Annotated in this window: 30 protein-coding genes; 15 read left to right on the plus strand and 15 right to left on the minus strand. The window is 74.7% G+C overall.

The window, feature by feature from the left end; all coding sequences use genetic code 11:
• Positions 1-12 precede the first annotated feature (12 nt).
• The 4 genes from NLX85_RS27035 to NLX85_RS27050 all read right to left on the minus strand — a co-directional run bounded on the left by NLX85_RS27035 (position 13) and on the right by NLX85_RS27050 (position 3,681).
• On the minus strand, positions 13-726 hold the full coding sequence (locus NLX85_RS27035; protein ID WP_254339768.1) for an RraA family protein: 714 nt from the start codon (positions 724-726) through the stop codon (positions 13-15).
• A 118-nt stretch (positions 727-844) separates the two neighbouring features.
• Positions 845-2,164 carry an FUSC family protein gene (locus NLX85_RS27040; RefSeq protein ID WP_254339776.1) on the minus strand — a complete coding sequence of 440 codons (1,320 nt, stop codon included), beginning with the start codon at positions 2,162-2,164 and terminating at the stop codon, positions 845-847.
• Positions 2,165-2,243: 79 nt separating this feature from the next.
• Positions 2,244-2,879 carry a maleylpyruvate isomerase family mycothiol-dependent enzyme gene (locus tag NLX85_RS27045; protein ID WP_254339778.1) on the minus strand — a complete coding sequence of 212 codons (636 nt, stop codon included), beginning with the start codon at positions 2,877-2,879 and terminating at the stop codon, positions 2,244-2,246.
• A 49-nt stretch (positions 2,880-2,928) separates the two neighbouring features.
• Positions 2,929-3,681, minus strand: a complete 753-nt coding sequence (locus tag NLX85_RS27050) for a dienelactone hydrolase family protein (RefSeq protein WP_254339780.1) — start codon at positions 3,679-3,681, stop codon at positions 2,929-2,931.
• A 127-nt stretch (positions 3,682-3,808) separates the two neighbouring features.
• Between NLX85_RS27050 and NLX85_RS27055 the strand changes: the two genes are divergently transcribed.
• From NLX85_RS27055 to NLX85_RS27075, 5 genes are all read left to right on the plus strand, one after another.
• Positions 3,809-4,147 (plus strand): hypothetical protein, encoded by a 339-nt coding sequence (locus NLX85_RS27055; protein WP_254339782.1) that lies wholly within the window; start codon positions 3,809-3,811, stop codon positions 4,145-4,147.
• An 80-nt stretch (positions 4,148-4,227) separates the two neighbouring features.
• Positions 4,228-4,986 carry a L,D-transpeptidase family protein gene (locus tag NLX85_RS27060; protein WP_254339784.1) on the plus strand — a complete coding sequence of 253 codons (759 nt, stop codon included), beginning with the start codon at positions 4,228-4,230 and terminating at the stop codon, positions 4,984-4,986.
• Positions 4,987-5,231: 245 nt separating this feature from the next.
• Entirely contained in the window at positions 5,232-5,927 is a 696-nt protein-coding gene (locus tag NLX85_RS27065) for a response regulator (RefSeq protein WP_254339786.1), read from the plus strand.
• Positions 5,928-6,045: 118 nt separating this feature from the next.
• Positions 6,046-6,444: a DUF2267 domain-containing protein gene (locus NLX85_RS27070; protein WP_254339788.1), complete on the plus strand. Its 399-nt coding sequence runs from the start codon at positions 6,046-6,048 to the stop codon at positions 6,442-6,444.
• A 13-nt stretch (positions 6,445-6,457) separates the two neighbouring features.
• On the plus strand, positions 6,458-6,727 hold the full coding sequence (locus tag NLX85_RS27075) for a hypothetical protein (RefSeq protein ID WP_254339790.1): 270 nt from the start codon (positions 6,458-6,460) through the stop codon (positions 6,725-6,727).
• Between the two features lie 4 nt (positions 6,728-6,731).
• On the opposite strand, the gene NLX85_RS27080 is transcribed toward NLX85_RS27075, so the two are convergent.
• Together NLX85_RS27080 and NLX85_RS27085 are read right to left on the minus strand one after the other, a co-directional pair.
• Complete coding sequence (locus NLX85_RS27080; protein ID WP_254339793.1) at positions 6,732-7,661, minus strand: diacylglycerol kinase family protein; 930 nt, start codon at positions 7,659-7,661, stop codon at positions 6,732-6,734.
• Between the two features lie 62 nt (positions 7,662-7,723).
• The gene (locus NLX85_RS27085; RefSeq protein WP_254340305.1) at positions 7,724-8,947 is read right to left on the minus strand and encodes a multidrug effflux MFS transporter; all 1,224 of its coding nucleotides are present in this window, start codon (positions 8,945-8,947) and stop codon (positions 7,724-7,726) included.
• Positions 8,948-9,114: 167 nt separating this feature from the next.
• Between NLX85_RS27085 and NLX85_RS27090 the strand changes: the two genes are divergently transcribed.
• Together NLX85_RS27090 and NLX85_RS27095 are read left to right on the plus strand one after the other, a co-directional pair.
• Entirely contained in the window at positions 9,115-9,879 is a 765-nt protein-coding gene (locus tag NLX85_RS27090; protein WP_254339795.1) for a DUF427 domain-containing protein, read from the plus strand.
• Between the two features lie 187 nt (positions 9,880-10,066).
• A complete protein-coding gene (locus tag NLX85_RS27095; RefSeq protein WP_254340307.1) occupies positions 10,067-10,837 on the plus strand; it encodes an alpha/beta fold hydrolase in 771 nt (256 codons plus the stop codon).
• Here NLX85_RS27095 and NLX85_RS27100 read toward each other — a convergent pair.
• The 4 genes from NLX85_RS27100 to NLX85_RS27115 all read right to left on the minus strand — a co-directional run bounded on the left by NLX85_RS27100 (position 10,803) and on the right by NLX85_RS27115 (position 13,910).
• Entirely contained in the window at positions 10,803-12,005 is a 1,203-nt protein-coding gene (locus tag NLX85_RS27100; RefSeq protein WP_254339797.1) for a low temperature requirement protein A, read from the minus strand. The genes NLX85_RS27095 and NLX85_RS27100 overlap by 35 nt on opposite strands.
• Positions 12,006-12,179: 174 nt before the next feature.
• Positions 12,180-12,947 (minus strand): NAD-dependent deacylase, encoded by a 768-nt coding sequence (locus NLX85_RS27105; RefSeq protein WP_254340309.1) that lies wholly within the window; start codon positions 12,945-12,947, stop codon positions 12,180-12,182.
• Between the two features lie 23 nt (positions 12,948-12,970).
• On the minus strand, positions 12,971-13,252 hold the full coding sequence (locus NLX85_RS27110) for a DUF1905 domain-containing protein (RefSeq protein WP_254340311.1): 282 nt from the start codon (positions 13,250-13,252) through the stop codon (positions 12,971-12,973).
• Positions 13,253-13,262: 10 nt separating this feature from the next.
• The gene (locus tag NLX85_RS27115; RefSeq protein WP_254339799.1) at positions 13,263-13,910 is read right to left on the minus strand and encodes a DUF998 domain-containing protein; all 648 of its coding nucleotides are present in this window, start codon (positions 13,908-13,910) and stop codon (positions 13,263-13,265) included.
• Positions 13,911-14,041: 131 nt separating this feature from the next.
• Here NLX85_RS27115 and NLX85_RS27120 point away from each other — a divergent pair, with 131 nt between their 5' ends.
• Entirely contained in the window at positions 14,042-15,331 is a 1,290-nt protein-coding gene (locus tag NLX85_RS27120; protein WP_254339801.1) for a histidine kinase, read from the plus strand.
• A complete protein-coding gene (locus tag NLX85_RS27125; protein WP_254339802.1) occupies positions 15,319-15,978 on the plus strand; it encodes a response regulator transcription factor in 660 nt (219 codons plus the stop codon). Before NLX85_RS27120 ends, NLX85_RS27125 begins: the two co-directional genes overlap by 13 nt.
• Positions 15,979-15,982: 4 nt before the next feature.
• On the opposite strand, the gene NLX85_RS27130 is transcribed toward NLX85_RS27125, so the two are convergent.
• From NLX85_RS27130 to NLX85_RS27145, 4 genes are all read right to left on the minus strand, one after another.
• The gene (locus NLX85_RS27130) at positions 15,983-16,405 is read right to left on the minus strand and encodes a thioesterase family protein (protein ID WP_254339803.1); all 423 of its coding nucleotides are present in this window, start codon (positions 16,403-16,405) and stop codon (positions 15,983-15,985) included.
• 41 nt (positions 16,406-16,446) lie between these two features.
• Positions 16,447-17,286, minus strand: a complete 840-nt coding sequence (locus tag NLX85_RS27135; RefSeq protein WP_254339804.1) for an amino acid ABC transporter ATP-binding protein — start codon at positions 17,284-17,286, stop codon at positions 16,447-16,449.
• Between the two features lie 4 nt (positions 17,287-17,290).
• The gene (locus NLX85_RS27140) at positions 17,291-18,085 is read right to left on the minus strand and encodes an amino acid ABC transporter permease (protein ID WP_148425599.1); all 795 of its coding nucleotides are present in this window, start codon (positions 18,083-18,085) and stop codon (positions 17,291-17,293) included.
• A gap of 68 nt (positions 18,086-18,153) precedes the next feature.
• Positions 18,154-18,972, minus strand: coding sequence for a basic amino acid ABC transporter substrate-binding protein (locus NLX85_RS27145; RefSeq protein ID WP_254339805.1), 819 nt, complete (start codon positions 18,970-18,972; stop codon positions 18,154-18,156).
• Positions 18,973-19,185: 213 nt separating this feature from the next.
• Here NLX85_RS27145 and NLX85_RS27150 point away from each other — a divergent pair, with 213 nt between their 5' ends.
• Together NLX85_RS27150 and NLX85_RS27155 are read left to right on the plus strand one after the other, a co-directional pair.
• Positions 19,186-19,785 carry a TetR/AcrR family transcriptional regulator gene (locus NLX85_RS27150; RefSeq protein WP_254339806.1) on the plus strand — a complete coding sequence of 200 codons (600 nt, stop codon included), beginning with the start codon at positions 19,186-19,188 and terminating at the stop codon, positions 19,783-19,785.
• Positions 19,782-21,410, plus strand: coding sequence for an acyl-CoA dehydrogenase family protein (locus NLX85_RS27155; protein ID WP_254339807.1), 1,629 nt, complete (start codon positions 19,782-19,784; stop codon positions 21,408-21,410). Before NLX85_RS27150 ends, NLX85_RS27155 begins: the two co-directional genes overlap by 4 nt.
• Before the next feature lie 22 nt (positions 21,411-21,432).
• Here the strand turns inward: NLX85_RS27155 and NLX85_RS27160 are convergent, their stop codons facing one another.
• Positions 21,433-22,032, minus strand: coding sequence for a TetR family transcriptional regulator (locus NLX85_RS27160; RefSeq protein WP_254339809.1), 600 nt, complete (start codon positions 22,030-22,032; stop codon positions 21,433-21,435).
• 139 nt (positions 22,033-22,171) lie between these two features.
• Between NLX85_RS27160 and NLX85_RS27165 the strand changes: the two genes are divergently transcribed.
• Genes NLX85_RS27165 through fabG form a run of 4 tightly spaced genes read left to right on the plus strand, consistent with a single transcriptional unit; the run spans position 22,172 to position 25,495 of the window.
• Positions 22,172-22,942, plus strand: a complete 771-nt coding sequence (locus NLX85_RS27165) for an SDR family oxidoreductase (RefSeq protein ID WP_254339811.1) — start codon at positions 22,172-22,174, stop codon at positions 22,940-22,942.
• Complete coding sequence (locus NLX85_RS27170; protein WP_254339813.1) at positions 22,942-23,724, plus strand: SDR family oxidoreductase; 783 nt, start codon at positions 22,942-22,944, stop codon at positions 23,722-23,724. Before NLX85_RS27165 ends, NLX85_RS27170 begins: the two co-directional genes overlap by 1 nt.
• An 11-nt stretch (positions 23,725-23,735) precedes the next feature.
• Entirely contained in the window at positions 23,736-24,743 is a 1,008-nt protein-coding gene (locus tag NLX85_RS27175) for a zinc-binding dehydrogenase (protein WP_254339815.1), read from the plus strand.
• Entirely contained in the window at positions 24,740-25,495 is a 756-nt protein-coding gene (gene fabG / locus NLX85_RS27180) for a 3-oxoacyl-ACP reductase FabG (protein ID WP_254339816.1), read from the plus strand. Before NLX85_RS27175 ends, fabG begins: the two co-directional genes overlap by 4 nt.
• Positions 25,496-25,509 lie beyond the last annotated feature (14 nt).

Consider the following 25,509-nt stretch of genomic DNA (forward strand, 5'->3'; position numbering starts at 1 on the left):
CGCCGGCCGACCTCACTCCTCGATGGCGCCGCCCACCGCGCGCAGGTGCTCCCGGAACGTCAGCGCCGGGTTCTCGGCCCGGCCCGCCAGGTACGCCCCGAACCCGACCTGTGCCCGCAGCGGCTCACCGGCCCGGATCCGGTCGGCCTGCCGCCGCTCGGTGTCCCGGATGGACTCGGCCAGGTCGAACAGCTCGCCGACCCGGCCGGCCGGCACGAAGAGCACCCCGTCCTCGTCGGCCAGGGCCACGTCGCCGTGGTCGACCGTCCACCGGCCCACACGCGCCGAGGCCAGCGCCTCGGCCGGCCGCGCGTCCAGCCGCTGCGGCCCGGTGGGGGTGGCGCCCAGGCTGAACACCGGCAGCCCCACCGACCGGATGTCGCCGGTGTCCCGGTGCAGCCCCCACACCACGAGGCCGGCCAGGCCGGCGGCCCGCGCCTCCAGCACCACCAGGTCGCCGACGCACGCCTCGTCGGTGCGCCCGTCGTTGTCCACCACCAGCACGTCGCCGGGTGCGGCCCGGTCGATGGCCTCCAGGAAGATGTCGACGCTGCCGACGTGCCGGGCCGGCAGCACCCGGCCGGCCAGCCGCCCGCCGGCCAGCACCGGCCGTACGCCGGCCGGGGCGCAGCGCACCGGGACGGCGGCCCGCAGGCAGGCGTCGGCGACGTGGGCGGTGGTCAGCGCGGCGAACCGCCGGGACAGCTCTGCGCGGTCGATGCTCATGGCCCGACGCTAGCCAGCCGGCCCGACCGTGGGAGGGGCCAGTTCCCGGCCCGTGGCTCCGGTTCGTCGCCGGCGCCGCCGGGGTCAGGCGGGCGGGCGTCCGCGCCGGCCGCCCGGGTCAGGCCGGGCGAGGCGTGCGGGTCGGCGGGCGGTACGGGTCGGGACGGCCGCGGGCGCGCCGGGCCACCCAGGTGCGCCGCCGGGACCGCGGGGTGCGCCGGACCGTCCGGTGCATCTGCGCCCGCAGCGGCGGGCGTCGTTCCGCCTCGCCCGCGCCGGCCGCCCGGCGCACCATGCGGTTGGCGTCGTCCGGGTCGCACCCGGTGGCGCGCAGCAGCTCGCTGTCCGCCGTCCGCAGGTCGGTGATCACGCCGTCGCCGAAGGAACGCACCCCGTGCGCCCAGGCCCGCCCCGCCAGCTCGGCGCTCTCCTGGACCAGCCGTCGGGTGCCGGCCAGGTCCTCGCCGTTTCGGCACTCCCGGCGCATCACGCGGACGGCCGCACCGAGGCGGGTCACGGCGTCGGCCAGCGTCGGCGGGATCGGCTCGCCGTACTGGAGGGCGGTGGCGGAGCGGCGGGCCACCGAGCGGGCGTACAGGATCACCCGCTCCAGGTGTTGCGCGGCGGCGGCGTACCGGTGGAACTGGGCACGGCGGCGCCAGCGGACCGGCGCGAGGGTGACCACCTCCTCGGCCCCGCTGAGCGCCTCGTTGAGCCGCCCCACGTCGGCGTCGAGCCCGCGCATCCGCTCCAGGGACCGGACCGCCGCGTCGGCGTCCCGGGTGGTCAGCGCGCGGGCGACGGCGTCCAGCTCGGTGGTGAGCGTGGTGACGATCGGCTCGGTCGCCCGGTCCAGCACCCGCAGCGGGTTGACCGGCAGCAGCAGCGCCACCACGAGGAGGCCGACCAGACCGCCGACCAGCGCGTCGAAGATCCGGGGCAGCTCCAGGCCGGGCTCGACCGGGGCGAGGGTGGCGATCAGCACGGCGGTGCCGCCGGCCTGGCCGACCAGGGCGCCGCCGCGCCCGGCGACCAGCAGCGCGGTCGCGATGGCCAGGGTGACCACGAGGCCGGTCTGCCAGGACCCGGAGCCGAGCAGGGCGCGCAGCACGTCGCCGACCACGATGCCGAGCCCCACCCCGACCAGCAGTTCGAAGGTACGCCGGGCCCGCTGGCCGATGGCGGTGGCGATGGTGCCGACCGCGGCGGCCGGCGCGAAGACGTGCGCGCCGGGGCCGAGCAGGCGCTGGGCGAGCAGCGCGGCGAGCGCGGCGGCGAGCCCGGACTGGACGGCGACCACCACGGTGACCTCCAGTTGGCGCAGCCGCAGCCGGCCGGCCGCACCCCCCTCGGCGCGGGCGTGGGTCAGCGCCCGCCCGGTCCGCTCGGTGGCCCGGTCCAGGGGCGAGCGGACGGTGTCGGGGCGGTCGTCGGCCATGGCGGCGCTTACCCGGCGCGGCGCGGGTGAATCGTCCGGGTTGCGGCGCGCATGCTCTGCCGGCCGGCTCTGCGCGGCGTCAGCCGGCCCAGCGGCCGGCCAGCACCGTGACGCCGTCGCCCTCCAGTTCCGGCAGGACGACCCGGCGACCGGTCAGCGTCAGCAGCATCGCCTCGCCGGTGCCCCGCACCACCGGCCCGGCCCCGGACGCCCAGCCCAGGTCGGTGGCCTCGAACCGCAGCCCGGCCACCCGGCGCCGGTCGACGAAGCCGACCGCCCGGCCGCCGGCCAGGAAGTCCAGCGAGGTGCGCACCCGGTCGGGGTCCAGGTCGGCGGGGAGGCCGAGCGGCCGGCGGATGTCGAGCCCGTGCACCTGGAGGTCGGTGAGCTGGCCGAAGTATCCGACCACGGGCGGCCGGAACCGGTGCTCCGCGTGTTCGCGCAGGGCGGCGGCCAGCTCGGCGGCGGGTCGCCGGGCCACCTGCTGAGCCAGCCGCGCGTTGGCCACGTGCAGCCGGAAACCGGCGCGCACCACCAGCGACAGGAGCACCCACGGTGACCCGACAAGTGGCGACACCAGGTGCCCGGCGACCTCCCGCACCGTCCACGAGCCGCAGAGGCTCGGAGTGTCCAGTTGCGCCGGAGTGAGCGAGTCGATCAGGTCGGCTGTCCGGCGCCGCTCGGCGGCGATCATCGGCAACAGATCGGTTTCCACGGCGCCATTCTGGCCGTCGGCCGCCACCCCGCCGACGCCCGGGACGGGGTCAGCGCCGGAAGGTGCGGTCGAGCAGGTCGAACAGGGCGGCCCAGTGCCGCTCGGTGGCCCGCTCGTCATACATCGGGGTGTCCGCCTGGGTGTAGCCGTGGCGGGCACCGGTGTAGACCTCCGAGCGGTATGTGACGCCGGCCGCGTCGAGCGCCTTCTCCAGGGTGGCGATCTGCTCGGCGGTCATCGACGGGTCGTGGTCGGCGTGGCCGAAGTACAGCTCGCCGCGGACCGCGCCGACGCCCAGGTGCGGGCTGTCCGGCGCGTCGGTGACCACCCGACCGGCGTGGAAGGCGGCCGCCGCGGCGATCCGGTCCGGGTGCGCCTCGATGGCCCGCAGCGCATTCGTGCCGCCCATGCAGTAGCCGGTGATCACCACCGGGCCAGGCGCGACGCCCGGCTGCGCGGCGAGGAAGTCCAGGTAGGCGTCAGCGTCCCGGGCGATCACGTCCGGGGTCAGCGAGCCGATCATCGGGGAGAGCTTCCCGAACAGCTCGCCGCGCCGGTTCTCGTCGCTCAGGCCGGAGAGGTCGACCAGCGGGGCGCGGCCGAAGCGGTGGAAGAGGTTCGGCACCAGCACGACGTATTCGCGCGCGGCGATCGTCTCGGCCATCTCGGCCATCCGCGGGCGCAGCCCGAACGCGTCCATGAAGACCAGGACCGCCGGGAAGGGCCCGTCCCCGTCGGGTCGGACGAGGAGGGCGTCCGCCACGCCGTCGTCGGTCGGCACGTCCACGGTCGTCGTCTGCATCGGCGGGGCCTCCCTGTGCTTCGCGTTCCAAGGTCACGCTACCCCCGGTTCGGAGGGCCCGGCGCGGCGAGCCCTTCCGGCCGGCCCGCCGACCGGGCATCCTGGGTGGATGGGAGAGGTGCGACCGATGCCCAGTTTCGGGGACCTGTTCACCGACCTGCGCGGCGAGGACCGGACGCTGCGGGTCAGCTACCACCCCGACCGCGGCGCCGTGGTGCTGTCGCTGTGGAACGGCACGCTGTGCCGCGGCTCGTTCCGGATGCCCGCCGACGACGTGGACCGGCTCCTCGCGCTGCTGACCGCCGTCCGGATCGCCGCCGGCGGGGACGACGCGGACGATGCCGGGACGGTCGCCGACGGGAGCACCGCCCCGGTCCTGGAGCCGTCCGTGGAGCGCACCGGCGACGTGTCGGGCACGGCCCGGCGCGTGGTCCTGCCGGCCCTGCCCGCGCCCCGGGTGGCCTGACCGGGTGGAAACCGGACGAAGAGGCACCTCTCTCCGCTTTCCGAACTAGCGTCCGGCTAGGACCTCGGAAGGGAGGGACGATGCGTCCCGTCTCACCACACGTCATCCGCCACCGCCGCCCCGCCGCGCACGCCGCGCTCGGGACGGCCCTCCTCGTCGCCGGCCTGGCCGTACCGGCCGCCCCCGCCTCGGCAGCTCCCGTCGCGGCCGCTCCCGTTTCGGCCGCTCCCGTCGCGGCCTCCGGCGCCGCCGTCACGCTCGCCACCACCGTCCAGCCGATGCTGCGGCAGGGCTCCCGGGGCGCGGCGGTCAGGGCGCTGCAGGCACGGCTCACCGCCCTGCGCTACGACGTGGGCGGGGTCGACGGAATCTTCGGGCCGTCGACGCACCACGCGGTGGTCGCCTTCCAGAAAGTCAACGGGCTGGTCCGGGACGGCATCGTGGGGCCGCGCACGCGGGCGGCGCTCGACCGGCCGGTCGTCCCGAGGCCGAGGTACACCCACCCCGGCTACTCGGTGGAGGCCGACCTCACCCGGCAGGTGCTCTACCTGGCCAGGCGCGGGGTGGTGGTCCGCATCCTCGACGCCTCCAGCGGCAGGGCCAGCACCCCCACACCGACCGGCGACTGGACGGTGGGGCGGCGCATCGACGGCTGGCGGCAGAGCGACCTGGGCCTGCTGTGGCGGCCGAACTACTTCCACCGCGGCTACGCGGTGCACGGCGCGACCTCCGTGCCCACCTATCCGGCCAGCCACGGCTGCGTCCGCGTGCCCGTCCCGGCGATGAACCGGCTGTGGACCACCATCCGAGTCGGCACCCCGGTGCACGTCTACCGCTGACCGTTGCCCCGGCCGCGGCTGCCCGTTGCCGGCCCGCGTGGCGGCCCTGGTGGCGCTGCGCCGTTCCGCCGCCCGTCCACCGGACGGACTGGCAGGGATTGCCCGGCCCAGTGCCACGATTCAGCCCGCTTTCGGGAATTGTCGAAATCAATCGACCGGGAGATCCGTGTCGCGGCTGCATCCAACCCGAGCTTGGTCTATTGATGGTCGTACGGCGAATGTTCGCCGCGCACGGAAGGACCATCATGTCCGAGCCAGTCCTGACGACGCTCATCAAGACGATGCCCGGCCTGCTGTGGGTGGTCTTCGCCGCGACCGTGTTCTTCGTCCTGCGCCGGCCCATAAAGGAGCAGCTCGCTCGGTTGCGTTCGGCCGCCATGCCGTTCGGGACCTTCACTTTTGAGGTGGCGCTCGACCTGGTTGAGCGAGCGGGCGAAAGCCAGGACGGACGGGCCGGCGGCGACGTTCCGTCCCGCGCCGAACGTCGCGCGGTGGCCACCCGGCTGGAACATGCCGCCCTGTTCCTCGACGGCGGTCGGATCCTCTGGGTCGACGACGAGCCCGCCGACAATGCGTCCCTCGTGGACCTCTTCAGGCAGGCCCGTCTGACGGTACGCACAGTGCGCTCGACCGACGCCGCCTTGGCGGAACTCAACGATGGGCAGTTCGACCTGGTCATCACAGACATGGCCCGCCCGGGAGCGCCGCAGGCCGGATTCGATCTGGCAGACCTAATGCCGGCGCGGGGCAAAAAGCCTTTGATCATTCTGTACACCCTTCGCTTCGATCCGTCACGGGGCGTGCACCCGGGCCTGTTCGCTTACACCACCGCCTACGACGATCTGATCCATCTGGTGATCGACGCAATGGAACGAATCAGGTTCGGCGCACCCGATGGCCGATCGCCCCTGCCGCTTCCCCTCGCCAGGCGAGGGCGCTGACCGCTGGACCAGCCGGTCCAGTGGCCGCCCCTCCACCGCCTCCCGGATTGCGGGTCGCTCGTTTGCGGCGGCGGAGCGCGGGAACACGCCTTTCTCCAGCCGAGAGGGAGGCGTCGAGGTGGACCAGGACGAGTTCATCGGCTCGGTGGCGAAACGCTGCGGGATGTCGTCGGAGCAGGCCACCGCCGTCACGCGGGCCACGTTGACCACGCTGGCGGAGCGTATCGACGGCGGGGAGGCCCGGGATCTGGCCGACCGGCTCCCGGAGGCGCTGCGGGCGTACGCGTTCGGCGGCAGCGAGACCAGCGAGCGGTTCGGGCTCGACGTCTTCGTGGAGCGGGTGAGCGGGCGCGCCGACATCGACGTGGACCGGGCCAAGGACGGCGTGACGGCCGTCTTCGACGTGCTCCGCGACGCCGTCGACCCGGCCGGCTACGCGGACGTCGTCGCCCAACTCCCGGCGGAGTACGGCGAGGTGGCCGACCAGACCGCGCCCTTCGTGCAGCGCAGCCAGTGACGGGCGGCGGGCGATGAGCGTCGGCGACGAGGAACCGCTGCGCCGGCCGCCGGAGGCCGACGCGCAGGAGCAGCGGCAGGACGAGACGGTGGTCGGCCCGCCGGACACCATCTCGGACGCGGTGCCCGAGGCGACCGAGGCGGACCTGGCCGAGCAGGGCGTGCTGGTCCCGCCCAGCGACCGCACGGGCCTGGCCGACGCGGTGCGCGACGACCTCACGCCGGCGGACGCCCTGGAGCAGAACCAGGAGATCCCGACCCCGGACGAGGACCGCCGGGACTGACCGCTCAGCGGTCCGGGCTGTCCGCCGCCGCCATCACGCGCAACGCGTTCGGGTCCAGGCCGATGCGCACCGGCGTCTGCCCGTAGGGTTCGCCGTCGACCTCGATCCGCGCGGGCCGGTCGGTCTCCAGCCAGAGCTGGCGGACGGCCAGGAACGGCTTGTCGCCCAGGGTGCGGCGGTGGCCGGCCGCCGCGTTGCGCGCCGTCTCGCGCAGCAGGCCGCGCCGGGTCGGCCCGCCGACCGGGTACGCGACCAGCAGCCGGTCGTCGGCGTTGGCGTCGGCGGTGATCGGGCGGCCGGCGTGGAAACCGCCGTTGGCCACGTACACCTGGTGGGTGTCGAAGGCGTGCTCCCGCCCCTCGGCGCGCACCGTGACCCGCAGCGGCCGGTGCCGGGCCAGCAGCCCCAGCGCGGTCAGCGGGTACGCGAGCCGGCCGACCACCCGCTTCAGCCGCGGCGGCGCGGTCAGCATGATGTCGGCCGACAGCCCGATCCCGACGTGGTTGGTGAACCGGGTGTCGCCCACCAGCCCCAGGTCGACGTCGATGACCTTGCCGTCGGTGAGCAGCCCCACGGCGGCGTCGAGGTCGAGCGGGACGCCGACGGTGCGGGCGAAGTTGTTGGTGGTGCCCAGCGGCAGCAGGCCCAGCGCCATGTCCCGGTGGGCGAGCAGCCGGGCGGCCGTGCCGATGGTGCCGTCGCCGCCACCGGCGACCAGGAGGTCCGGCCCGAGACCGGCGGCCTCGGCGAGCACCCGGTCCAGCTCGCCGGGCCGGTCGACGGGGTACGCGCCGAGCAGCGTGAAGCCGGCCGCGCGCAGTCGGGAGTGGACGGTCTCGTAGAGCCGGCGGCCCCGGCGGGAGTGGGCGTTGACGACAAGCGCCGCCCGCCGCCCGCCCCGGATGGCCGCCCCCAGCTCCTGCTTGGTCCGCACGGTTCCCGACCCTATCCGCCGATCCGCCCCGCGAGCCGGAAACCGCGGGCCGGTGGCGCCGGTCAGTGTGCGGCGACGGCGACCGCGACCGGCTCGACCTCCGCCAGCCGCGCCGGCCGGACCACGGTGAGCAGCACGACCAGGGCCACCGCCATGCCGCCGGCGACCACGGCGGCCATCGCCACGCTGCCGGTGCCGAGCACGCCGACAAGCGGCGCGGCGAGCGCGCCCACACCGAACTGGACGGCGCCCAGCAGCGCGGCGGCGGTGCCGGCCGCCTCCCCGTGCCGCGACAGCGCCAGGGCCGGCGCGTTCGGCATGGCGAGCCCGGCCGCGGCGAGCACCACCCAGAGCGAGGCCAGCACGGCAGCCAGGCCGCCGACGCCGGTGGCGGCGAAGCTCAGCAGCACCAGCCCGGCAGCGGTGCCGACGGCGAGCGCGGTGACCAGGATCCGCTGCGGGGTGTACCGGCGCAGCAGCCGCACGTTGAGCTGGGTGGCGGTGATGAGGCCGACCGCACCGGCGCCGAAGGCCAGCCCGAACTGCTGCTCGTCCAGCCCGTACCGCTGCTGGAAGACGAACGACGACCCGGCCACGTACGCGAAGAGCGCCGCCATGGCGAGCCCGGCGACGAACACGAGCCCGACGAACGTCCGGTCCCGCAGCAGCGCGCGGTAGTCGCGGCCGACGGCGGCGACGCCGCCGTGGCGGCGGCGCTCCGCCGGCAGGGTCTCCCGGAGTCCGACCGCCGCGACCACGACGAGCAGGAGCCCGAAGACGGCGAGGGCCACGAACACGCCCCGCCAGTCCGACCAGCGCAGCAGCCCGGAGCCGAGGGTGGGCGCCAGGATCGGTGCGGCGCCCATCACGAGCATGAGCCGGGAGAAGAGCCGGGCGAACGCGGCGCCGCTGAACAGGTCGCGGACGACGGCCATGGCGACCACCGAGGTGGCCGCGACGCCCAGCCCCTGGAGCACCCGGAGCACGCCGACCACCTGGACGGTCGGGGCGACCACGCAGAGCAGCGAGGCCACGATGTGCAGCGCGATCCCGGCGAGCAGCGGCAGGCGCCGGCCGACGGCATCGGAGAGCGGGCCGATCAGCAGCTGGCCGAGGGCGAGCCCGGCCAGGGTGCCGGTGAGGGTGAGCTGCACGGCCGCCGAGGTGGTCTCCAGGTCGGCGGTGATGGCCGGCAGCGCGGGCAGGTACATGTCGATGGTCAGCGGCCCGATCGCGATCAGCGAACCGAGGACCAGCACGAGGCGCAGCTGCTGCCCGCGGCTCATCAGGTCACCGGGTGTCTCGACGGTCGGGGCGGGTGAGGACTGCGCAGTGGTCACACCTGGCAGCAAATCCCCCGCGGCCGATCTCATTCCCCACCGGGGCGAAGGTGCCCCAGGTCACATCGGATCGTTGAACCATCCGCCGCACGTCCCCAGCGGAAGGAGACACCGTGCCCGACCACCCGCGGCCGGCCGCCGAGGTCGGCCGGATCGAGCCGGCGCCCCGCCGGATCCGCGCCTTCCTGGCCGGTGAGACGGTGCTGGACACGGGCCGGGCGCGGTACGTCTGGGAGTGGCCGCCCTACCCGCAGTACTACGTCCCCGCCGCCGACGTCAGGCAGGACCTGCTGGTCGACGAGGGACGAACCGAGGAGACCGCGCTCGGCGTCGCGCGGCTGCACGGGCTGCGGGTCGGCGAGTTCGCCCGGGCCGCCTGCGCCCGGTGGTACGGCGCCGGCGCGCCGCCCGGGCTGGCCGACACCATCCGGTTCGACTGGGCCGCGCTGGACGCCTGGTTCGAGGAGGACGAGGAGGTCTTCGTCCATCCACGCAACCCGTACGCCCGGGTGGACGCGCTGCGCTCCACCCGCCACGTCCGGGTGGAGCTGGACGGGACGGTGCTGGCCGAGTCGACCTCGCCGGTGCTGGTCTTCGAGACCGGCCTGCCGACCCGCTACTACCTGAGCCGCACCGGCGTGCGCTTCCGGCACCTGGTGCCGTCACGGACCCGGACCGCCTGCCCGTACAAGGGCCGCACCAGCGGCTACTGGTCGGTGCGCGCCGGCGACCGGCTCCACCCGGACCTGGCCTGGTCGTACGACTTCCCCACCGCCGCCCTGCTGCCGATCGCCGGGCTGGTCGCCTTCTACAACGAGAAGGTCGACCTGGTCGTGGACGGGGAACGCCTCCCCCGGCCGCGGACGCACTTCTCCTGACCCGGCGCGGCGGGCAGCGGGCGACGCCACCGTCTGCGTAGGGTGGGGCCGCAGTCCGTGACCTCGCGGCCGCGCCGTCGGGGCCACGTCGCCACCGCCGAACGCGCACGGGAGGAGCGTCAGCGTGACCGCCACTGACTGGACCACGGACGTCGAGGGCACCGGCCGATACGCCGAGGTCAACGGCATCAACCTCTACTACGAGACGCACGGCGCCGGGCACCCGCTGATCCTGCTGCACGGCGGGCTGGGGTCGGGCGAGATGTTCGGGCCCGTGCTGCCCGCGCTGGCCGCGCGGCACCAGGTCATCGCCGTCGACCTCCAGGGTCACGGCCGCACCGCCGACGTCGACCGCCCGCTCGACCTGCGCACGATGGCCGACGACATCGCCGCGCTCATCGATCACCTCGGGCTGGACCGGCCGCACCTGGTGGGCTACTCCCTGGGCGGCGGCGTGGCGCTACGCGCCGCGGTGGCCCACCCGGACAAGCTCGGCCGGCTCGTCGCGGCGTCCGCGCACGTGCGGTCGGACGCCGTCTACCCGGAGATGCGGGCGCAGCAGGGCCAGGTGACCGGGGCCGCCGCGGAGTTCATGAAGGACACCCCGATGTACCAGCTCTACCAGCGGGTGGCGCCGCGCCCGGAGGACTTCCCCCGGCTGCTCGACAAGATCGGCGCGCTCATGGCGGAGGACTTCGACCTGACCGAGGAGGTCAGCGACCTGCGGGTGCCCACGCTGATCGTCGCGGCCGACGCCGACATGGCGCCGCCGAGCCACTACGTGGAGGTGTTCCGGCTGCTCGACGGCGGCCTGCGCGACGGCGGCTGGGGGAACGAGGGCCGACCCAAGGGCGGGCACGCTCTGGCGATCCTGCCCGGGCTCACCCACTACAGCATCTTCACCTCGCCGCTGTTCGCCGCGGTCACGCTCGCCTTCCTCGACGAGCTGGCGGGCTGACGCCGCCCCTCCCCGACGGCTCGTGGAGGTGGTGCCCTCCACGCAGCCGCTCGGCGGCGACGGCGGCGAGCAGGAGCAGCGCGAGCACGCCGAGGGCCGCGGCGGGCGGCAGCAGCACCCCGAGCGGTAGCAGTAGCAGGGTCAGGACGGCCACGGCCGGCTGGGCCGGCGGGACCGGCTGCCCGGTGAGCCGGAGGAACAGCAGCCGTCCGCCCAGGTAGAGCGCGGCGCCGCCGTACAGGGCGACCGAGGCGGACCAGCTCAGGGCGGCGCCCCCGGCGTGCCCGGCGCCGCCGTGCGCGCCGGCCACGTGCGCGAGCACCTGCTCGATGCCGAGCGCCAGGTAGATGACCGCGGTGATCAGCAGCAGGTGGGTCTGGCTGTAGGCGTCCGCGGCGATGCGGTCCCGCCGGTCCCCGGTGGCGGCGGCGAGGACGCGGGCGGCGGCGGGCGCGACCCGGTCGAAGTACAGCCACCAGAGGCAGACGGTGACCGCGAAGCCGACCAGCGCCACGCCGAGAACCGGCGGCGCGGTCACCGCCGACGCGGCGCCGACCCCGGCGGCGACGACCGACTCCCCCAGCGCGATGATCAGGACCAGGCCGTGCCGCTCGGTGAAGTGGCTCGCGCTGCGCAGCGGCCAGGTGCCGCGCCGCGCGTACGACAGGCGTTGCCCGCCGATCTCGATGACGAACGCCGCCACCCACAGCGCCGCGTGCGCCGCCCCGCTCAGCAGCGCGCCGAGCAGCAGCGGCACCCAGCCGGCGACGCTGACCGCCGCGAAGAACCGGATCCGCGCCCGCAGCCCGGGCACACCGGCCGCCGCCCAGTGGTAGAGCGCCAGGTGGATGGCGCGCAGCAGCACGTAGGCGAGCGCGACGAGCAGCGGGCCGTCCAGTCCCGGCCCCGGCGTCCACGCCTCCGGCATGGCCAGCGCGGCCACGAACAGCGCCGCCATCGCGGCCAGGAACCCGCCGCGCACCACCCCGACCTCGGCCCGCGTCTGGTTGCCCAACCAGGTGTACGAGGACCAGGCGAACCAGAGCAGCACGAGCAGGATCAGCCCCTGCCCCATGGTCGTCGGGGTGGCCTCCGGCCCGATCAGCGCCATGATCCGGGTGAGCGCGAAGACGAAGACCAGGTCGAAGAAGATCTCGAACGGGGTCACCCGGCGCCCGGCCGGCGCCGGACCGGGCGGCCGCGGCCACGCCGGACGCCGCCGTTCCCCGTCCCGCCCCACGTTCGTCGCCCCCGTTCACCCGACCGACCGGTCGCCTCCGCCGACGGTAGGCGGGCGCGGCGCAAGCGGTGCGTGGATTCCGGTGATTGGCCCGGCCCTCGGTCACACCCCTGCGGCGTCACCCCACGCGGCCCGCACGAGGGCCGGCAGCACCACGGCCGCCGGTCCGTGCAGGTTCAGCTCGCACACCGCGTCCAGCGGTGTCTCCTCCGGGTTGACCTGGATCACGGTCCCGCCCCGGCGGGCCGCGACCTGCGGGATCTCGGCGGCGGGATACACCAGCCCGGACGTGCCGACGGTGAGCAGCACGTCGCAGCGGTACGCCGCCTCGACGGCGGCCTCGAGGGCCCGCTCGGGCAGCGCCTCGCCGAACCACACCACCCCGGGTCGCACCGGGGCGGCACAGCGCCCGCAGGGGGGCGGTGCCAGCCGCCCGCCCTCCCCCGGCTCCGCCGTGCCGTCGGGCACGGGCGCCGGCTCGGCGCAGGCCGAACAGCGCGGCGCGAACAGGCTGCCGTGCAGGTGGACCGGCGCGGCGCAGCCGGCACGCTCGTGCAGGTCGTCGACGTTCTGGGTGACCACCACCGTCTCCGGGACGCGGGCCGCCAGGGCGGCCACGGCCCGGTGCCCCGGGTTCGGTTCGGCGCGCCGGACGGCGGCCCGCCGCCACTCGTACCAGCCCCAGACCAGCGCGGGGTCGGCACGGAACGCCTCCGGGGTGGCGAGGGTCCGCGGGTCGAACCGCGCCCACAGTCCGGTGCCGGCGTCCCGGAAGGTGGCGATGCCGCTCTCGGCCGACATGCCGGCGCCGGTGAAGACCACCAGCCGCCGCGCCCCGGCGAGCAGCTTCGCCGCCTCCGCCAGATCCATCCGCTCCCGCTCCCGTCGACCGGTCACCGCGCGACGCTCAGGTGGACGTCCACCCGGTCACCCAGCGCGATCCCCTCGGCCCTGCGCACCGCCGTCTTCAGTGGCACGACGTAGCGCCCGTCCCTGGGCCAGAGCGACGTCTGCCAGCCCGTGGCCCCGATCCGCGCGGTCACCGGGATCATGCCCCAGCCGTAGGTCACCGACGCCGAGGCCGCCTCCAGCTCGGCGCAGAGCTCGTCGGGGACGGTGACGAAGTGCCACGGCGCCGGTCCCCGCCAGAACCACACCTCGCCGGTGAACTCCATTTCCACCCGCTCAGGATAGGCGGCGGGCCCGCCCCGCCCGGACCACCCGCGCCCCCACCAGCACCGTCCACAGCAGCAGCGGGAACACCGCCACCCGCTCCATCCCGCCGACCCCGATGCCCACGTCGACCTGCCCGACAAAGAGCAGGACGCCGGCCACCCCGGTCGACCCGAGGAGCAGGCTCGCGGCCCGCATCCCGCCCAGCACCGGCGACCGCCCGGCCAGCGCCGCCGCCAGCATCCCGAGGTTGCCCGGCACGAAGATCAGCAGCGCGGCCAGGAAGTGCCGGTTCTCGTCCACGTCCGCCGGTGCGGCGGCGGCCAGCGCGTACCCGGCGGCGGCGGCGAGCGTGAGCAGCCGCGCCGCGGTGGCGGCCACGCCGCGACCGAGCCCCGGCCAGGTGAGCAGCACCCCCAGTGCGAGCAGGGCCGCGGTGGCGGTCATCGCCCCGTTCATGGCGTCGTGCCAGGGCGAGCAGACCGGGCGTGGGCGCGTGCTGTCCCACAGGCCGCAGGTCACGTTGCCGAGGTCGCTGATGTTGTGGGTGGCCCAGCTGAACGGGGGCTGTCGCCAGGCCAGCCCGACGACGACGTTCGCGGCCAGGAACAGGGGTGCGGCGAGCAGCCAGCAGGCGGCGCCGAGACGGTCACGATCCATCTGCCCAGTCCAGCGTGCGGGAACGGCCGGCGCACGGGGCGTGACGGGCCGGAACGGGGTAGGGCCAGGCATACCCGGGGAGGGGGTCCAGACGGCTGGGCTGCCCGGAACGGCCTGGCTAGCGTGACGACATGACCTTGGACGAACCCCGCCACCTGGCGGAGGCCCTGCGCCGGCGCCGCTACCTGATCTCCGCGTGGCCCTGGCGTGCGCTGGCCTACGCCGTCACCACCGTGCCGTTCGCCGGCGTCCTCGCGGTCGGGTTGTCCGTGGTCGGGGCGCCGCTGCTCGCGGTGGTCAGCGCGGCGCGGCAGGACCGCCCCGTGGCCCTGCCCGTCGTCGTCGGCCTCACCGTCGTCGCCCTGGCCGCGCTGGCCGTCGCTCCACTCGCGAGCGCCCCGCTGGCCGTGGTCGAGCGGTGGCGGCTCGGCGTGGTCGACGGGCGACCACTGCCCGGTCCCCGGGTACGGGGGCTGGCCGCCCGGTACACCACGGCCGACGGCTGGCGGGAGGTGGCGTACGCGGCCTGGCTGGGCGGTGTCGTGCCGCTGGCGTACGCGATGTTCGCCCTGCTCGCCCTGCTCGACGTCGTGCTGGTCGCGGGCCCCTGGCTGGCCGGCGGCGCCGACCGGATCGTGCTGGTCTGGACCACCGTGGACACCCCGGGCGCGGCGGTCCCGTACGCCGTCGCGGGGCTGCTCGCCGTGCCGGGACTGGGCTACCTGGCCGGCGTGCTCGTCGCGGGGCAGGCCGCGGTGGCCCGCCGGCTGCTCGGCGCCCCGCCGGACGGGACGGCGCTGCGCGAGGTCACCCGCTCCCGCGCCCGCCTGGTCGGCGCGTACGAGGCGGAACGCCGCCGGATCGAGCGGGACGTGCACGACGGGGCCCAGCCGCGGCTGACCAGCCTCACCCTCCAGCTGGGGCTGGCCCGGCTCGACGTGCCCGCGGACTCCCCCGCCGCGAAGCCCCTGGCCGTCGCCCACGAGCAGGCCAAGGAGCTGATGGTCACGCTCCGCGGGATCGTGCAGGGCATCCGCCCGCAGCAGCTCACCGAACTCGGCCTGGCCGGGGCCGTGCGCGAGCTGGCCGCCCAGGCCACCGTCCCGGTCACCGTGCGCGCCGAGCTCACCCGGCCGGTGCCGGAGCTGGTCGAGACCACCGCCTGGTACGTGGTGTCCGAGGCGCTGGGCAACGTCGCCCGGCACGCCGGGGCAAGCCGCGCCGAGGTACGCCTCACCCCCTCCGACCGCCGCCTGGTCGTGGAGGTGGCGGACGACGGCCGGGGCGGCGCCGACCCGGCCCGGGGCACCGGGTTGACCGGGCTCGCCGACCGGGTCGCCGCGGTGGACGGGCGGTTGCTGCTGGCCAGCCCGCCCGGTGGCCCTACCCTCGTCCGGGTGGAGTTGCCGTGCCGCCCGTGACCCGGGTCGTGCTCGCCGAGGACGAGGTCCTCCTGCGGGAGGGCCTCGTCGGCCTGCTGACCCGGTTCGGCTTCGCCGTCGTCGCCGCCGTCGGCACGGCGCCCGCCCTGCTCGACGCGGCCCGCACCCACCGGCCGGAGCTGCTGGTGACCGACATCCGGATGCCGCCCGAGCACCGCGACGACGGGCTCCGCGCGGCGGTCACGCTGCGCGCGGAACGGCCCGACCTGGCCGTGGTGGTGCTCAGCCAGCACGTGCAGAGCGGGTACGCGGCCGCGCTGCTCGACAGCGGCGACGGCCGACGGGTCGGCTACCTGCTGAAGGACCGGGTCGCCGACGTCGCCGAGTTCGCCGACACCCTGCGCCGGGTGGCGGCCGGCGGCACCGCGGTCGACCCCGACGTGGTGCGGCACCTGCTGCGCCGCCCCCGGGATCCCCTCGCGGCCCTGTCACCCCGGGAGCGGGAGGTGCTCGCGCTGGTCGCCGAGGGCCACTCCAACGGGGCGATCGCCGCGCGGCTGCACGTCACCGAGGCGGCGGTCGGCAAGCACGTCGGGAACATCCTCACGAAGCTGGACCTGCCGCCGGCCGAGGACACCAACCGCCGGGTGCTGGCCGTGCTCGCCTACCTGCGCGCCGGCCGTTAGCGGCTCAGAGGTTCATGGGCGCGGGGTCGGTGGCCAGCTGGCGGAACCGCACGCGCGGGTCGGGCACCAGCCGCCGGGAGGCCAGGTCCAGCAGGCCGCCCACCCCGGTGATCGTGGCGGCCTGGGTGCCGTCCGGCAGGGTGAGCTCCTGCACGATCTGGAAGGTCTTCCCCTCGCCCCAGCGGAACTCGCAGGACACGTCCACCTCGTCGCCGCCGCGCAGCTCCCGCAGGTAGCGCACGGTGACCTCCAGGGCCACCGGCCCCACCCCGCCGGCGAGGAGCCGGTCCTGTGCGATGCCGGCGGCGCGCAGGCACTCCCACCGGGCGTGCTCGCCGTACTGGAGGTAGACGGCCTGGTTCAGGTGGCCCTGCGTGTCCAGCTCGTAGCCGCGGACGGTGACGCGCACCCGGAACGGATCTGCCATGCGGTCGAGCCTAGACCGGAGTTACGACACCGCCGCGGCGGTCACAGCTGGTGGCGGTCGTCGGCCGGCAGCGCCGGCGCCGCGGGCGGCTCGGCGGTCTCGTCGGGCCGACCGAGCTGCGCGACGTGGGTCGGGTCGAGGACCCGGGAGAGGAACGAGCGGGTCCGCTCGTGCCGCGGCGCGCCCAGCACCTCCTGCGGTGGCCCCTGCTCGACCACCACCCCACCGTCCATGAACACGACCCGGTCGGCGACGTCGCGGGCGAACGCCATCTCGTGGGTCACCACCATCATGGTCATGCCGTCCTCGGCGAGCTTGCGCATGACGGTGAGGACGTCGCCGACCAGCTCGGGGTCGAGCGCGGAGGTCGGCTCGTCGAAGAGCATGAGCTTGGGGTCCATCGACAGCGAGCGGGCGATGGCCGCCCGCTGCTGCTGCCCGCCGGAGAGCTGGGCCGGGAAGGCGGCAGCCTTGTCGCTCAGGCCGACGCGTTCCAGGTTGGCGCGCGCGACCCGCTCGGCCTCGGCGCGTCCGCGCCGGAGCACCCGGCGCTGGGCGACGGTGAGGTTGTCCAGCACGGTCAGGTGCGGGAAGAGGTTGAACGACTGGAAGACCATGCCGATGCCGCGGCGTACCGCGTCGATCTCGACGTCCGGGTCGGTCATCTCGGTGCCGTTCACCCAGATCTTTCCGGCGGTCGGCTCCTCCAGCAGGTTGACGCACCGCAGCAGCGTCGACTTGCCGGACCCGGACGGTCCGATGACGCAGACCACCTCGCCGTGGCCGACCTCGAAGTCGATGCCCTTGAGCACTTCGAGCGGGCCGAAGGACTTGTGCAGGTCGCGGATCTCGACGGCGGGCTGGGACTGGCTGGTCGTCATGGGGTCACCGAGCCTTGGCGTAGCGGAGTTCGAGGCGGCGTACCACCTGGGACAGGGGCAGGGTGATGATCAGGTAGGTGAGGCCGGCCACCAGCAGCGGGGTGGCGTTCACCCGGTCGTTGAGCGTGTCCCGGCCGAACTTGGTCACCTCGATGGTCTGCGCCGTCACGCCGAGCACGTAGGCCAGCGACGAGTCCTTGGTGAGCAGGATCAGCTCGTTGGTGAGCGGTGGGATCACGATCCGGAACGCCTGGGGGATGACGATGGTGCGCATCGCGGTGAAGTGCGACATGCCGAGGGTGCGCGCCGCCTCCATCTGCCCCTTCGGCACGGCCTGGATGCCGGCCCGGATGGTCTCGGCCATGTAGGCCGCCGCGGTCAGCCCGAGACCGATGGTGATCGACCCGAACACGCCGCCCGGGATCTCGCGCTCGGGAAAGGCGATGGGGATGCCGTACCCGACGAGGAAGAGCACCAGCAGCGCGGGCAGACCCCGGAACAGCTCGATGTACGCCGTGGCCACCCAGCGGTAGGGAGCGACCCGGGACAGCCGCATCAGCGCGAGGACGGTGCCGAAGACGAGGCCGAAGGCGAACGCGCCCAGCGTGTAGAGGATCGTGTTGCGCAGCGCGACGGTGATGATCGTCGGGAACATCGACTCGATGATGTCGACGCGGAAGAACGCTTCCCTCAGCCGGCCCCAGTCCGCCGCGAGGATCACCACGGCGATGACGGCCACGAAGGCCAGGTACTGGAGCCAGAGGGACAGCCGCTCCCGTTGGCGGCGTCGCAGCTTCACGGTTCGGCGCTCCTAGGCAGGTGCGGAGGGCGCGCGCGGGGCGCGCGCCCTCCGGCCGGGTGGGTGGCTCAGGCGTTCGGCTTCTTGCCGATCCACTTCTCGTAGATCGTGTCGTAGGTGCCGTCCTGCTTCGCCTTGGCGAGCACCTCGTTGATCTTCTTGAGCAGCTCCGGGTTGCCGTCCTTCTTCACCGAGAAGCCGTACTGCTCACCGGTGTCGAACTCGGCGGTCACCTCGAACCCGCCCGGGTGCTCCTTGATGTACTCGGTCCAGACCGGCAGGTCGTTGATCGCGGCCTCGATCTGGCCGTTGGCCAGGGCCTGCTGCTCGGCGGCGAGGTCCTCGAACTCGACGAGCTGGAGGCCCTTCTCCTTCTCGAACTTCTTGGCGTAGTCGCGGCCGGTGGTCGCGGCCTGGACGCCGACCTTCTTGCCCTTGAGGTCGTCGAGCGACTTGTACGCCTTGCCGGTCTTGACCAGCAGGGCCTGCGTCGCGTCGAAGTAGGGAGCGGAGAAGTTCATGACCTTCTGCCGTTCCTCGGTGATGGTCATGCCGGCGGCGGCCGCGTCGCACTTGCCGGTGTTCAGGTCCTGACCGGACTTGATCCCCTCGAACGGCGTGTCGACGATCTTCTGCTCGACGCCCAGGTCCTTGGCGACCAGGTCCATCACGTCGACGTCGAACCCGACCACCTTGCCGGCGCTGTCCTTGGACTGGAACGGCGCGTACGGCAGGTGGGTGCAGACGGTGAGCTTGCCCTTCTCGACGAGCTTGACCCCGCTCGCCTGGGTCTCGCCCTCGTCCTTCTTGGCGCATCCCGCGGTAGCCGCGAGGGCGGCGATCGCCACGATGACGCCAGCCCTGCGGACCGCGCTGGAGAAAGTCACGGCAGTGTCCCTCCGATCGACCCCGGTGTGACAGGCAGCCAGGGGTGGTGCAAAGACGATGTGCCAGGGGACGGTACCCGATCAGCGGAGGCACACCAAGATCACCGCGGGTGGCCGCGTCCAAGCTGTGACCGATCCGGCCGGTGAATCCGGCACCCGGCACGCAACCGGGCGGCCTTGCCGGCAAGGACTGAACGGTGGTTCACTTCTTGCGTGGCCTACCGGAGCACCGAGCGCGTGCAGGCTCGGCTGAGCGCCTCGCGCGAGCGGATCATCGCCGCCGCGCTGGCGATCATGGCCGCGCACGGCTACGCCGGCTGCTCGGTCGCGGCCGTCGCCGAGCGGGCCGGCGTCGCCACCGGCAGCGTCTACCGCCACTTCCCCACCAAGGCCCACCTGTTCGCCGAGGTGTTCCGCACCGCCTCCCAGCGCGAGGTGGACGCCGTCGCGCGCGCCGCCGCCCTGCGGGCCACCGCCGCCGCGCAGGTGTCCGCCGTCGTCGAGACGTTCTCCGGTCGCGCCCTGCGCTCCCCGCGGCTGGCGTACGCCCTGCTCGCCGAGCCGGTCGACCCGGCGGTCGACGCCGAGCGGCTCACCTTCCGCCGCGCGTACGCCGACCTGATCGCCGGCTACGTCGCGGCCGGCGTGGCGAGCGGCGAGCTGCCCCCGCAGGACCCCGAGCTGACCGCGACCGCGCTGGTCGGCGCCCTGGCCGAGGCCATGGTCGGCCCGCTGGCCGCCGGGGTCGCCGGCCCGGGCACCATCCCCGACCTGATCAGGTTCATCCACCGCGCGCTGGGAGTGTCACCGTGACCACACACGAGGTCGTCAACCAGGTTCCCGCGCTGGCCGGCTACGACGCGGCGGACGACCCGGCACTGCTCGACGGGCTGGCCCGCGAGGACGCCGGCTGGGCCGCCGCGGAGCTGCACGAACTCGGCCGGCTCGGCGGCGCCGCGCCGGCGATCGAGCACGGGCGGCTGGCCAACGAGCACCCGCCGGTCCTGCGCACCCACGACCGCTACGGCCACCGGATCGACGAGGTGGAGTTCCACCCGGCCTGGCACGAGCTGATGGGTACCGCGGTCACCCACGGCCTGCACGCCGCGCCGTGGGCGGACGACCGGCCGGGCGCCCACGTGGCCCGGGCGGCCAAGTTCTACACCTGGCGTCCCGACGCCGGCCACGGCTGCCCGATCTCGATGACCTACGCGGCCGTCCCCGCGCTGCGGCATGCCCCGGACCTGGCCGCGCGGTACGAACCGCTGCTCACCGCGACGGCGTACGACTTCGGGCTGCGCGCGCCGCTGACCAAGCGGGGCCTGCTGGCCGGCATGTCGATGACGGAGAAGCAGGGCGGCTCGGACGTGCGCGCCAACTCCACCGTCGCGCACCCCGACCCGGACGGCACCTACCGGCTCGTCGGGCACAAGTGGTTCACCTCGGCGCCGATGTGCGACATCTTCCTCACCCTCGCCCAGGCGCCGGGCGGGCTGACCTGCTTCCTCGTCCCGCGGGTCCTGCCGGACGGCACGCGCAACCCGATGCGGCTCATGCGCCTCAAGGACAAGCTCGGGAACCGGTCCAACGCCTCGGCCGAGATCGAGTACGAGCACGCGGTCGCCTGGCGCGTCGGGGACGAGGGCCGTGGCGTGCGGACCATCATCGACATGGTCAACCTGACCCGCCTCGACTGCGTCATCGGCGCGGCGGCCGGGATGCGGCAGGGGGTGATCACCGCCGTCCACCACGCCACCCACCGGGGGGCCTTCGGCCGGTACCTGGTCGACCAGCCGCTGATGCGCAACGTGCTCGCCGACCTCGCGGTCGAGTCCGAGGCGGCCACCGTCCTCATGATGCGGCTCGCCGGAGCCACGGACCGGTCCGCGCGCGGCGACGCCGGCGAGACGGCGTTCAAGCGGCTCGCCCTCGCCGTCGGCAAGTACTGGGTGTGCAAGCGCTGGCCGGCCCACGCCGCCGAGGCCCTCGAATGCCTGGGCGGCAACGGCTACGTCGAGGAGTCGGGCATGCCGCGGCTGTTCCGGGAATCGCCGTTGAACTCCATCTGGGAGGGCTCGGGCAACGTCGCCGCGCTGGACGTCCTGCGCGCGGTCGCCAGGGAGCCCCAGGTCATGGAGACGTTCCAGGCGGAGGTGGGCGCCGCGGCCGGCGCCGACCCGCGGCTCGACGCCGCGGCACGCCGGCTGCGGGCCGACCTGTCCGACCGCGACGACCTGGAACTGCGGGCCCGCCGGGTCGTCGAACGGCTCGCCCTGGTCCTGCAGGGCTCGCTGCTGGTGCGGCACGGCCACCCGGCCGTCGCGGACGCGTTCTGCGCCTCCCGTCTCGGCGGCGACCACGGCCAGGCGTTCGGCACCCTGCCGAGCGGTGTCGACTTCGCCGCGATCATCTCCCGCGCCGCACCGAAGGTGGGCTGACCGGACCCGGTCGCGCCCGAGGTCAGCGGGCGCCGACGATGCGCAGCGCCATCTCGGCGTAGCGGGCGGCGATGTACTCGGGGACCAGGTCGCCGCCGTCCCGGTACCACCGGCCCACGTCGACGCCGAGGGAGAGCAGGGCGGCGGCCGCCATCCGCGGGTCCGGGGTCTCGAAGACGCCGGCGGTGACGCCGGCCTCCACGAGCTGCCGGATCGCCTGCTCGATGCGGTGGCGGATCTCCCGGATCTCGGCGAGGTGCGCGGGGCTGAGGGCGGCCAACTCGTAGTTCACCACCCGGGTGGTGGTGTGGTCCCGGGCGTGGGTCACGACGAAGTCGTGGACCACCCGCCGCAGCGCGGCGGCGGGGTCGGTGGACGAGACGACCGCCTCCCGCACCAGCCGCAGCACGTGCTCGTGCCCCGAGCGCGAGATCAGGTAGAGCAGCTCCTCCTTGGACCTGTGGTGCACGTAGAGCGCGGCGGGGCTCAGCCCGGCCGCGGCCGCGATGTCGCGGGTGGTCGTGCCGTGGAAGCCCCGCTCGGCGAAGGCGGTGACGGCCGCCTCGAGCAGCCGGGCGCGGGTCGCGTCGGCGCGGGACTGTTCGGCGCTGTCGGTCACCACGCGTCCACCCTTCCCCTCCTGAGCCTCGGCCGGCATTGATACCACAACCGGCCGGCGGCGACCTGTTGACGACGCCCGCCAGGCTGTCGCACACTCCCTCAGACACATTCTAAGCAAGCGCTTAGTAACTTCGGAGGGGGTGGCCGTGTCGGAGGCCGCGTCGCGCAGATTCGCCGGTCGCACGGCGATCGTCACCGGTGCCAGCCGCGGCATCGGCCTGGCCGTCGCCGAGCGGCTGGTCGCCGACGGCGCCAAGGTCGTCGTCACGGCACGCAAGCGGGAGGCGCTGGACCAGGCGGTCGCCCGGCTGGGCGCCGAGCACGCGATCGGTGTCGCCGGGCACGCCGACGACCCCGACCACCAGGCCGAGGTGGTGGCCCGGGCCGTCGACACCTTCGGCAGCGCGGACTTCCTCATCAACAACACCGGCATCAACCCGGCGTACGGCCCGTTGGTCGACCTGGACCTGGCCGCGGCCCGCAAGGTCTTCGAGGTGAACTGCCTCGCCGCGCTGTCCTGGGTGCAGCAGGTCCACCGGGCCTGGATGGCCGGGCACGGGGGCGCTGTGGTCAACGTCTCCTCGGTGGCCGGCGTCCGGCCGGCGGCCGGCATCGGCTTCTACGGCGCCAGCAAGGCGATGCTCACCCACCTCACCCAGCAGCTCGCCGTCGAGCTGGGCCCGGACATCCGGGTGAACGCCGTCGCCCCGGCCGTGGTGAAGACGGCGTTCGCCACCGCCCTCTACGAGGGCCGCGAGGAGCAGGTCGCGGCCGCGTACCCGCTCAAGCGGCTCGGCGTCCCCACGGACGTCGGCAGCGTCGTCGCGTTCCTGCTCTCCGAGGACGCCGCCTGGATCACCGGTCAACTGCTCGTCGTCGACGGCGGTCTCACCCTGAGCGGAGGTGTCTGATGCCGGTACGGGACAGGGGCGTCGTGGTCACCGGCGCCGGGCACGGTATCGGCCGCGGGCTGGCCACCCGGCTCGCCGCCGAGGGAGCGCGGGTCGTGGTCAACGACCTCGACGGCGACGCGGCCCGGGCGGTGGCCGAGGAGATCGGCGGCCGGGCCGCCCCCGGCGACGCCGCCACCGAACAGGGCGTCGCCGCGCTCGTCGAGACGGCCCGCGGCCACCTCGGTGACATCGACGTCTGGTTCGGCAACGCCGGGATCGACCGGGGGCGCGGGCTGGACGCCGGCGAGGCCGAGTGGGCCGCCAGCCACGAGGTGAACGTCATGGCCCACGTACGGGCCGCGCGACTGCTGGTCCCCACGTGGGTCGAGCGCGGCGCGGGCCGCTTCGTGGTGACCGCGTCCGCGGCCGGGCTGCTCACCACACTCGGAAATCCGGCGTACGCGGTCAGCAAGCACGCCTGCGTGGCGTTCGCCGAGTGGCTGTCGGCGACGTACCGGCATCGCGGGATCGTGGTGCAGGCCGTCTGCCCGCAGGGCGTGCGGACCCGGATGCTCGACGACTCCGGGCCGCTGCGGGACCTGCTCAGCCGCGACGGGGCGCTCACCCCGGAGGACGTGGCCGAGGCGACGTGGCAGGCCCTGCACGACGACCGGTTCCTGGTCCTGCCGCATCCCCGGGTGGCCGACTACTACGCGCACCGCGCCACCGACCCGGACCGCTGGCTGGGCGGCATGAACAGGATCCAGCGACAGCTCGAGGACCAGGGGGCGTTCCGGTGAAGGCATGGCGGGTGACCGAGCTGGGCGAGCCCCGCGACGTGCTGCGGCTCGTCGACGTGCCCGACCCGGAGCCGGGCCCCGGACAGCTCGTGGTCCGGGTGCTGGCGTCGCCGGCCAACTTCCCCGACGTCCTCATGTGCCGCGGCGAGTACCAGGTCCGGCCGGAGCTGCCGTTCACGCCGGGGGTCGAGCTGTGCGGCGAGGTCGTCGCGCTCGGCGCGGGGGTGGCCGGGTTCGCCGCCGGCGACCGGGTGCTCGGCGGCGCGGCGCTGCCGCACGGCGGGTTCGGGGAGTTCGCGCTGCTGGAGGCCGCGACCACGTTCCCCGCGCCCGCGGCGCTCGACGACGCCGAGGCCTCCGCCCTCTACATCGGCTACCAGACCGGCTGGTTCGGCCTGCACCGGCGCGCCGCGCTGCGTGCCGGCGAGACGCTGCTGGTGCACGCGGCGGCCGGCGGCGTCGGCAGCGCGGCCGTCCAGCTCGGCAAGGCGGCCGGCGCCCGGGTGATCGGCGTCGTGGGCGGTCCGGAGAAGGCGGCGGTGGCCCACGCGCTCGGCGCCGACGTGGTGGTGGACCGCCGGGACGAGGACTTCGTCGAGGTGGTCCGCGCCGAGACCGGTGGGCGGGGCGCCGACGTCGTCTACGACCCGGTCGGCGGGGACACCTACCAGCGTTCGACCAAATGCGTGGCCTTCGAGGGCCGGATCCTCGTGGTCGGCTTCGCCGGTGGCCGGATCCAGTCCGCCGCGCTCAACCACGCCCTCGTGAAGAACTACTCGATCGTCGGCCTCCACTGGGGCCTCTACCAGCGCCACGACCCGGCCGCCGTCGCCGAGTGCCATCGCGCCCTCACCGCGCTGGCCGACCGGGGCGCCGTACGGCCCCTGGTCAGCGAGCGCCTCCCGCTCGACGAGGTGGCCGCCGGGGTGCAGCGGCTCGCCGACGGAGCCACCGTCGGCCGGGTGGCGTACGTCCCGACCCACCCCGTCCCCACCCACCGAGGAGTTGACGTCCCATGACCAGCACCCGCACCGCCGTCGTCACCGGAGCGGCCCGTGGCATCGGGGCCGGCGTCGCGAGGCGGCTGGCCCGCGACGGCTTCGCCGTCGCCGTCGTCGACCTGGACGAGGCGGCGGCCCAGCCGGTCGTCGGCGAGATCGAGGCCGCGGGCGGCCGGGCCCTGGCCGTCGGCGCCGACGTCGCCGACGAGCAGGCCGTACGGGCGGCCGTGGACCGGATCGCCGGTGAGCTGGGCGAGCCCACCGTCCTGGTCAACAACGCCGGCATCACCCGGGACAACCTGCTGTTCAAGATGACCGCCGACGACTGGGACGCGGTCGTGAACGTGCACCTGCGGGGCTCGTTCCTGATGACCCGCGCCGTGCAGGGCTACATGACCGGCGCCGGCTGGGGGCGGATCGTCAACCTGTCCAGCACGTCCGCGCTGGGCAACCGCGGCCAGGCCAACTACGCGGCCGCGAAGGCGGGGCTCCAGGGCTTCACCAAGACCCTCGCCCTGGAACTCGGGAAGTTCGGGGTCACGGCGAACGCGATCGCCCCGGGCTTCATCGAGACCGAGATGACCGCCGCCACCGCGGCCCGGCTCGGCGTGCCGTTCGAGGAGTTCAAGCGGGCCGCCGCGGCGCAGATCCCGGTCGCCCGCACCGGCACGCCGGAGGACATCGCGCACGCCGTGTCCTTCTTCGTCAGCGAGGGCGCCGGCTTCGTCAACGGCCAGGTGCTGTACGTCGCCGGCGGGCCGAAGGCCTGAGTGGGAGGGGCGGG

Source organism: Micromonospora sp. A3M-1-15, from assembly GCF_024213425.1.
In the GTDB taxonomy this organism is placed as follows: domain Bacteria; phylum Actinomycetota; class Actinomycetes; order Mycobacteriales; family Micromonosporaceae; genus Micromonospora; species Micromonospora chersina.

Excerpts from the sequence above, each read along its gene's own strand:
- NLX85_RS27035 (WP_254339768.1), bottom strand. The coding sequence starts at position 726 with ATGAGCATCGACCGCGCAGAGCTGTCCCGGCGGTTCGCCGCGCTGACC.
- NLX85_RS27040 (WP_254339776.1), bottom strand. The coding sequence starts at position 2,164 with ATGGCCGACGACCGCCCCGACACCGTCCGCTCGCCCCTGGACCGGGCC.
- NLX85_RS27050 (WP_254339780.1), bottom strand. The coding sequence starts at position 3,681 with ATGCAGACGACGACCGTGGACGTGCCGACCGACGACGGCGTGGCGGAC.
- NLX85_RS27055 (WP_254339782.1), top strand. The coding sequence starts at position 3,809 with ATGCCCAGTTTCGGGGACCTGTTCACCGACCTGCGCGGCGAGGACCGG.
- NLX85_RS27060 (WP_254339784.1), top strand. The coding sequence starts at position 4,228 with ATGCGTCCCGTCTCACCACACGTCATCCGCCACCGCCGCCCCGCCGCG.
- NLX85_RS27065 (WP_254339786.1), top strand. The coding sequence starts at position 5,232 with ATGTCCGAGCCAGTCCTGACGACGCTCATCAAGACGATGCCCGGCCTG.
- NLX85_RS27075 (WP_254339790.1), top strand. The coding sequence starts at position 6,458 with ATGAGCGTCGGCGACGAGGAACCGCTGCGCCGGCCGCCGGAGGCCGAC.
- NLX85_RS27085 (WP_254340305.1), bottom strand. The coding sequence starts at position 8,947 with ATGAGCCGCGGGCAGCAGCTGCGCCTCGTGCTGGTCCTCGGTTCGCTG.
- NLX85_RS27105 (WP_254340309.1), bottom strand. The coding sequence starts at position 12,947 with ATGGATCTGGCGGAGGCGGCGAAGCTGCTCGCCGGGGCGCGGCGGCTG.
- NLX85_RS27110 (WP_254340311.1), bottom strand. The coding sequence starts at position 13,252 with ATGGAGTTCACCGGCGAGGTGTGGTTCTGGCGGGGACCGGCGCCGTGG.
- NLX85_RS27115 (WP_254339799.1), bottom strand. The coding sequence starts at position 13,910 with ATGGATCGTGACCGTCTCGGCGCCGCCTGCTGGCTGCTCGCCGCACCC.
- NLX85_RS27120 (WP_254339801.1), top strand. The coding sequence starts at position 14,042 with ATGACCTTGGACGAACCCCGCCACCTGGCGGAGGCCCTGCGCCGGCGC.
- NLX85_RS27130 (WP_254339803.1), bottom strand. The coding sequence starts at position 16,405 with ATGGCAGATCCGTTCCGGGTGCGCGTCACCGTCCGCGGCTACGAGCTG.
- NLX85_RS27135 (WP_254339804.1), bottom strand. The coding sequence starts at position 17,286 with ATGACGACCAGCCAGTCCCAGCCCGCCGTCGAGATCCGCGACCTGCAC.
- NLX85_RS27170 (WP_254339813.1), top strand. The coding sequence starts at position 22,942 with ATGCCGGTACGGGACAGGGGCGTCGTGGTCACCGGCGCCGGGCACGGT.
- fabG (WP_254339816.1), top strand. The coding sequence starts at position 24,740 with ATGACCAGCACCCGCACCGCCGTCGTCACCGGAGCGGCCCGTGGCATC.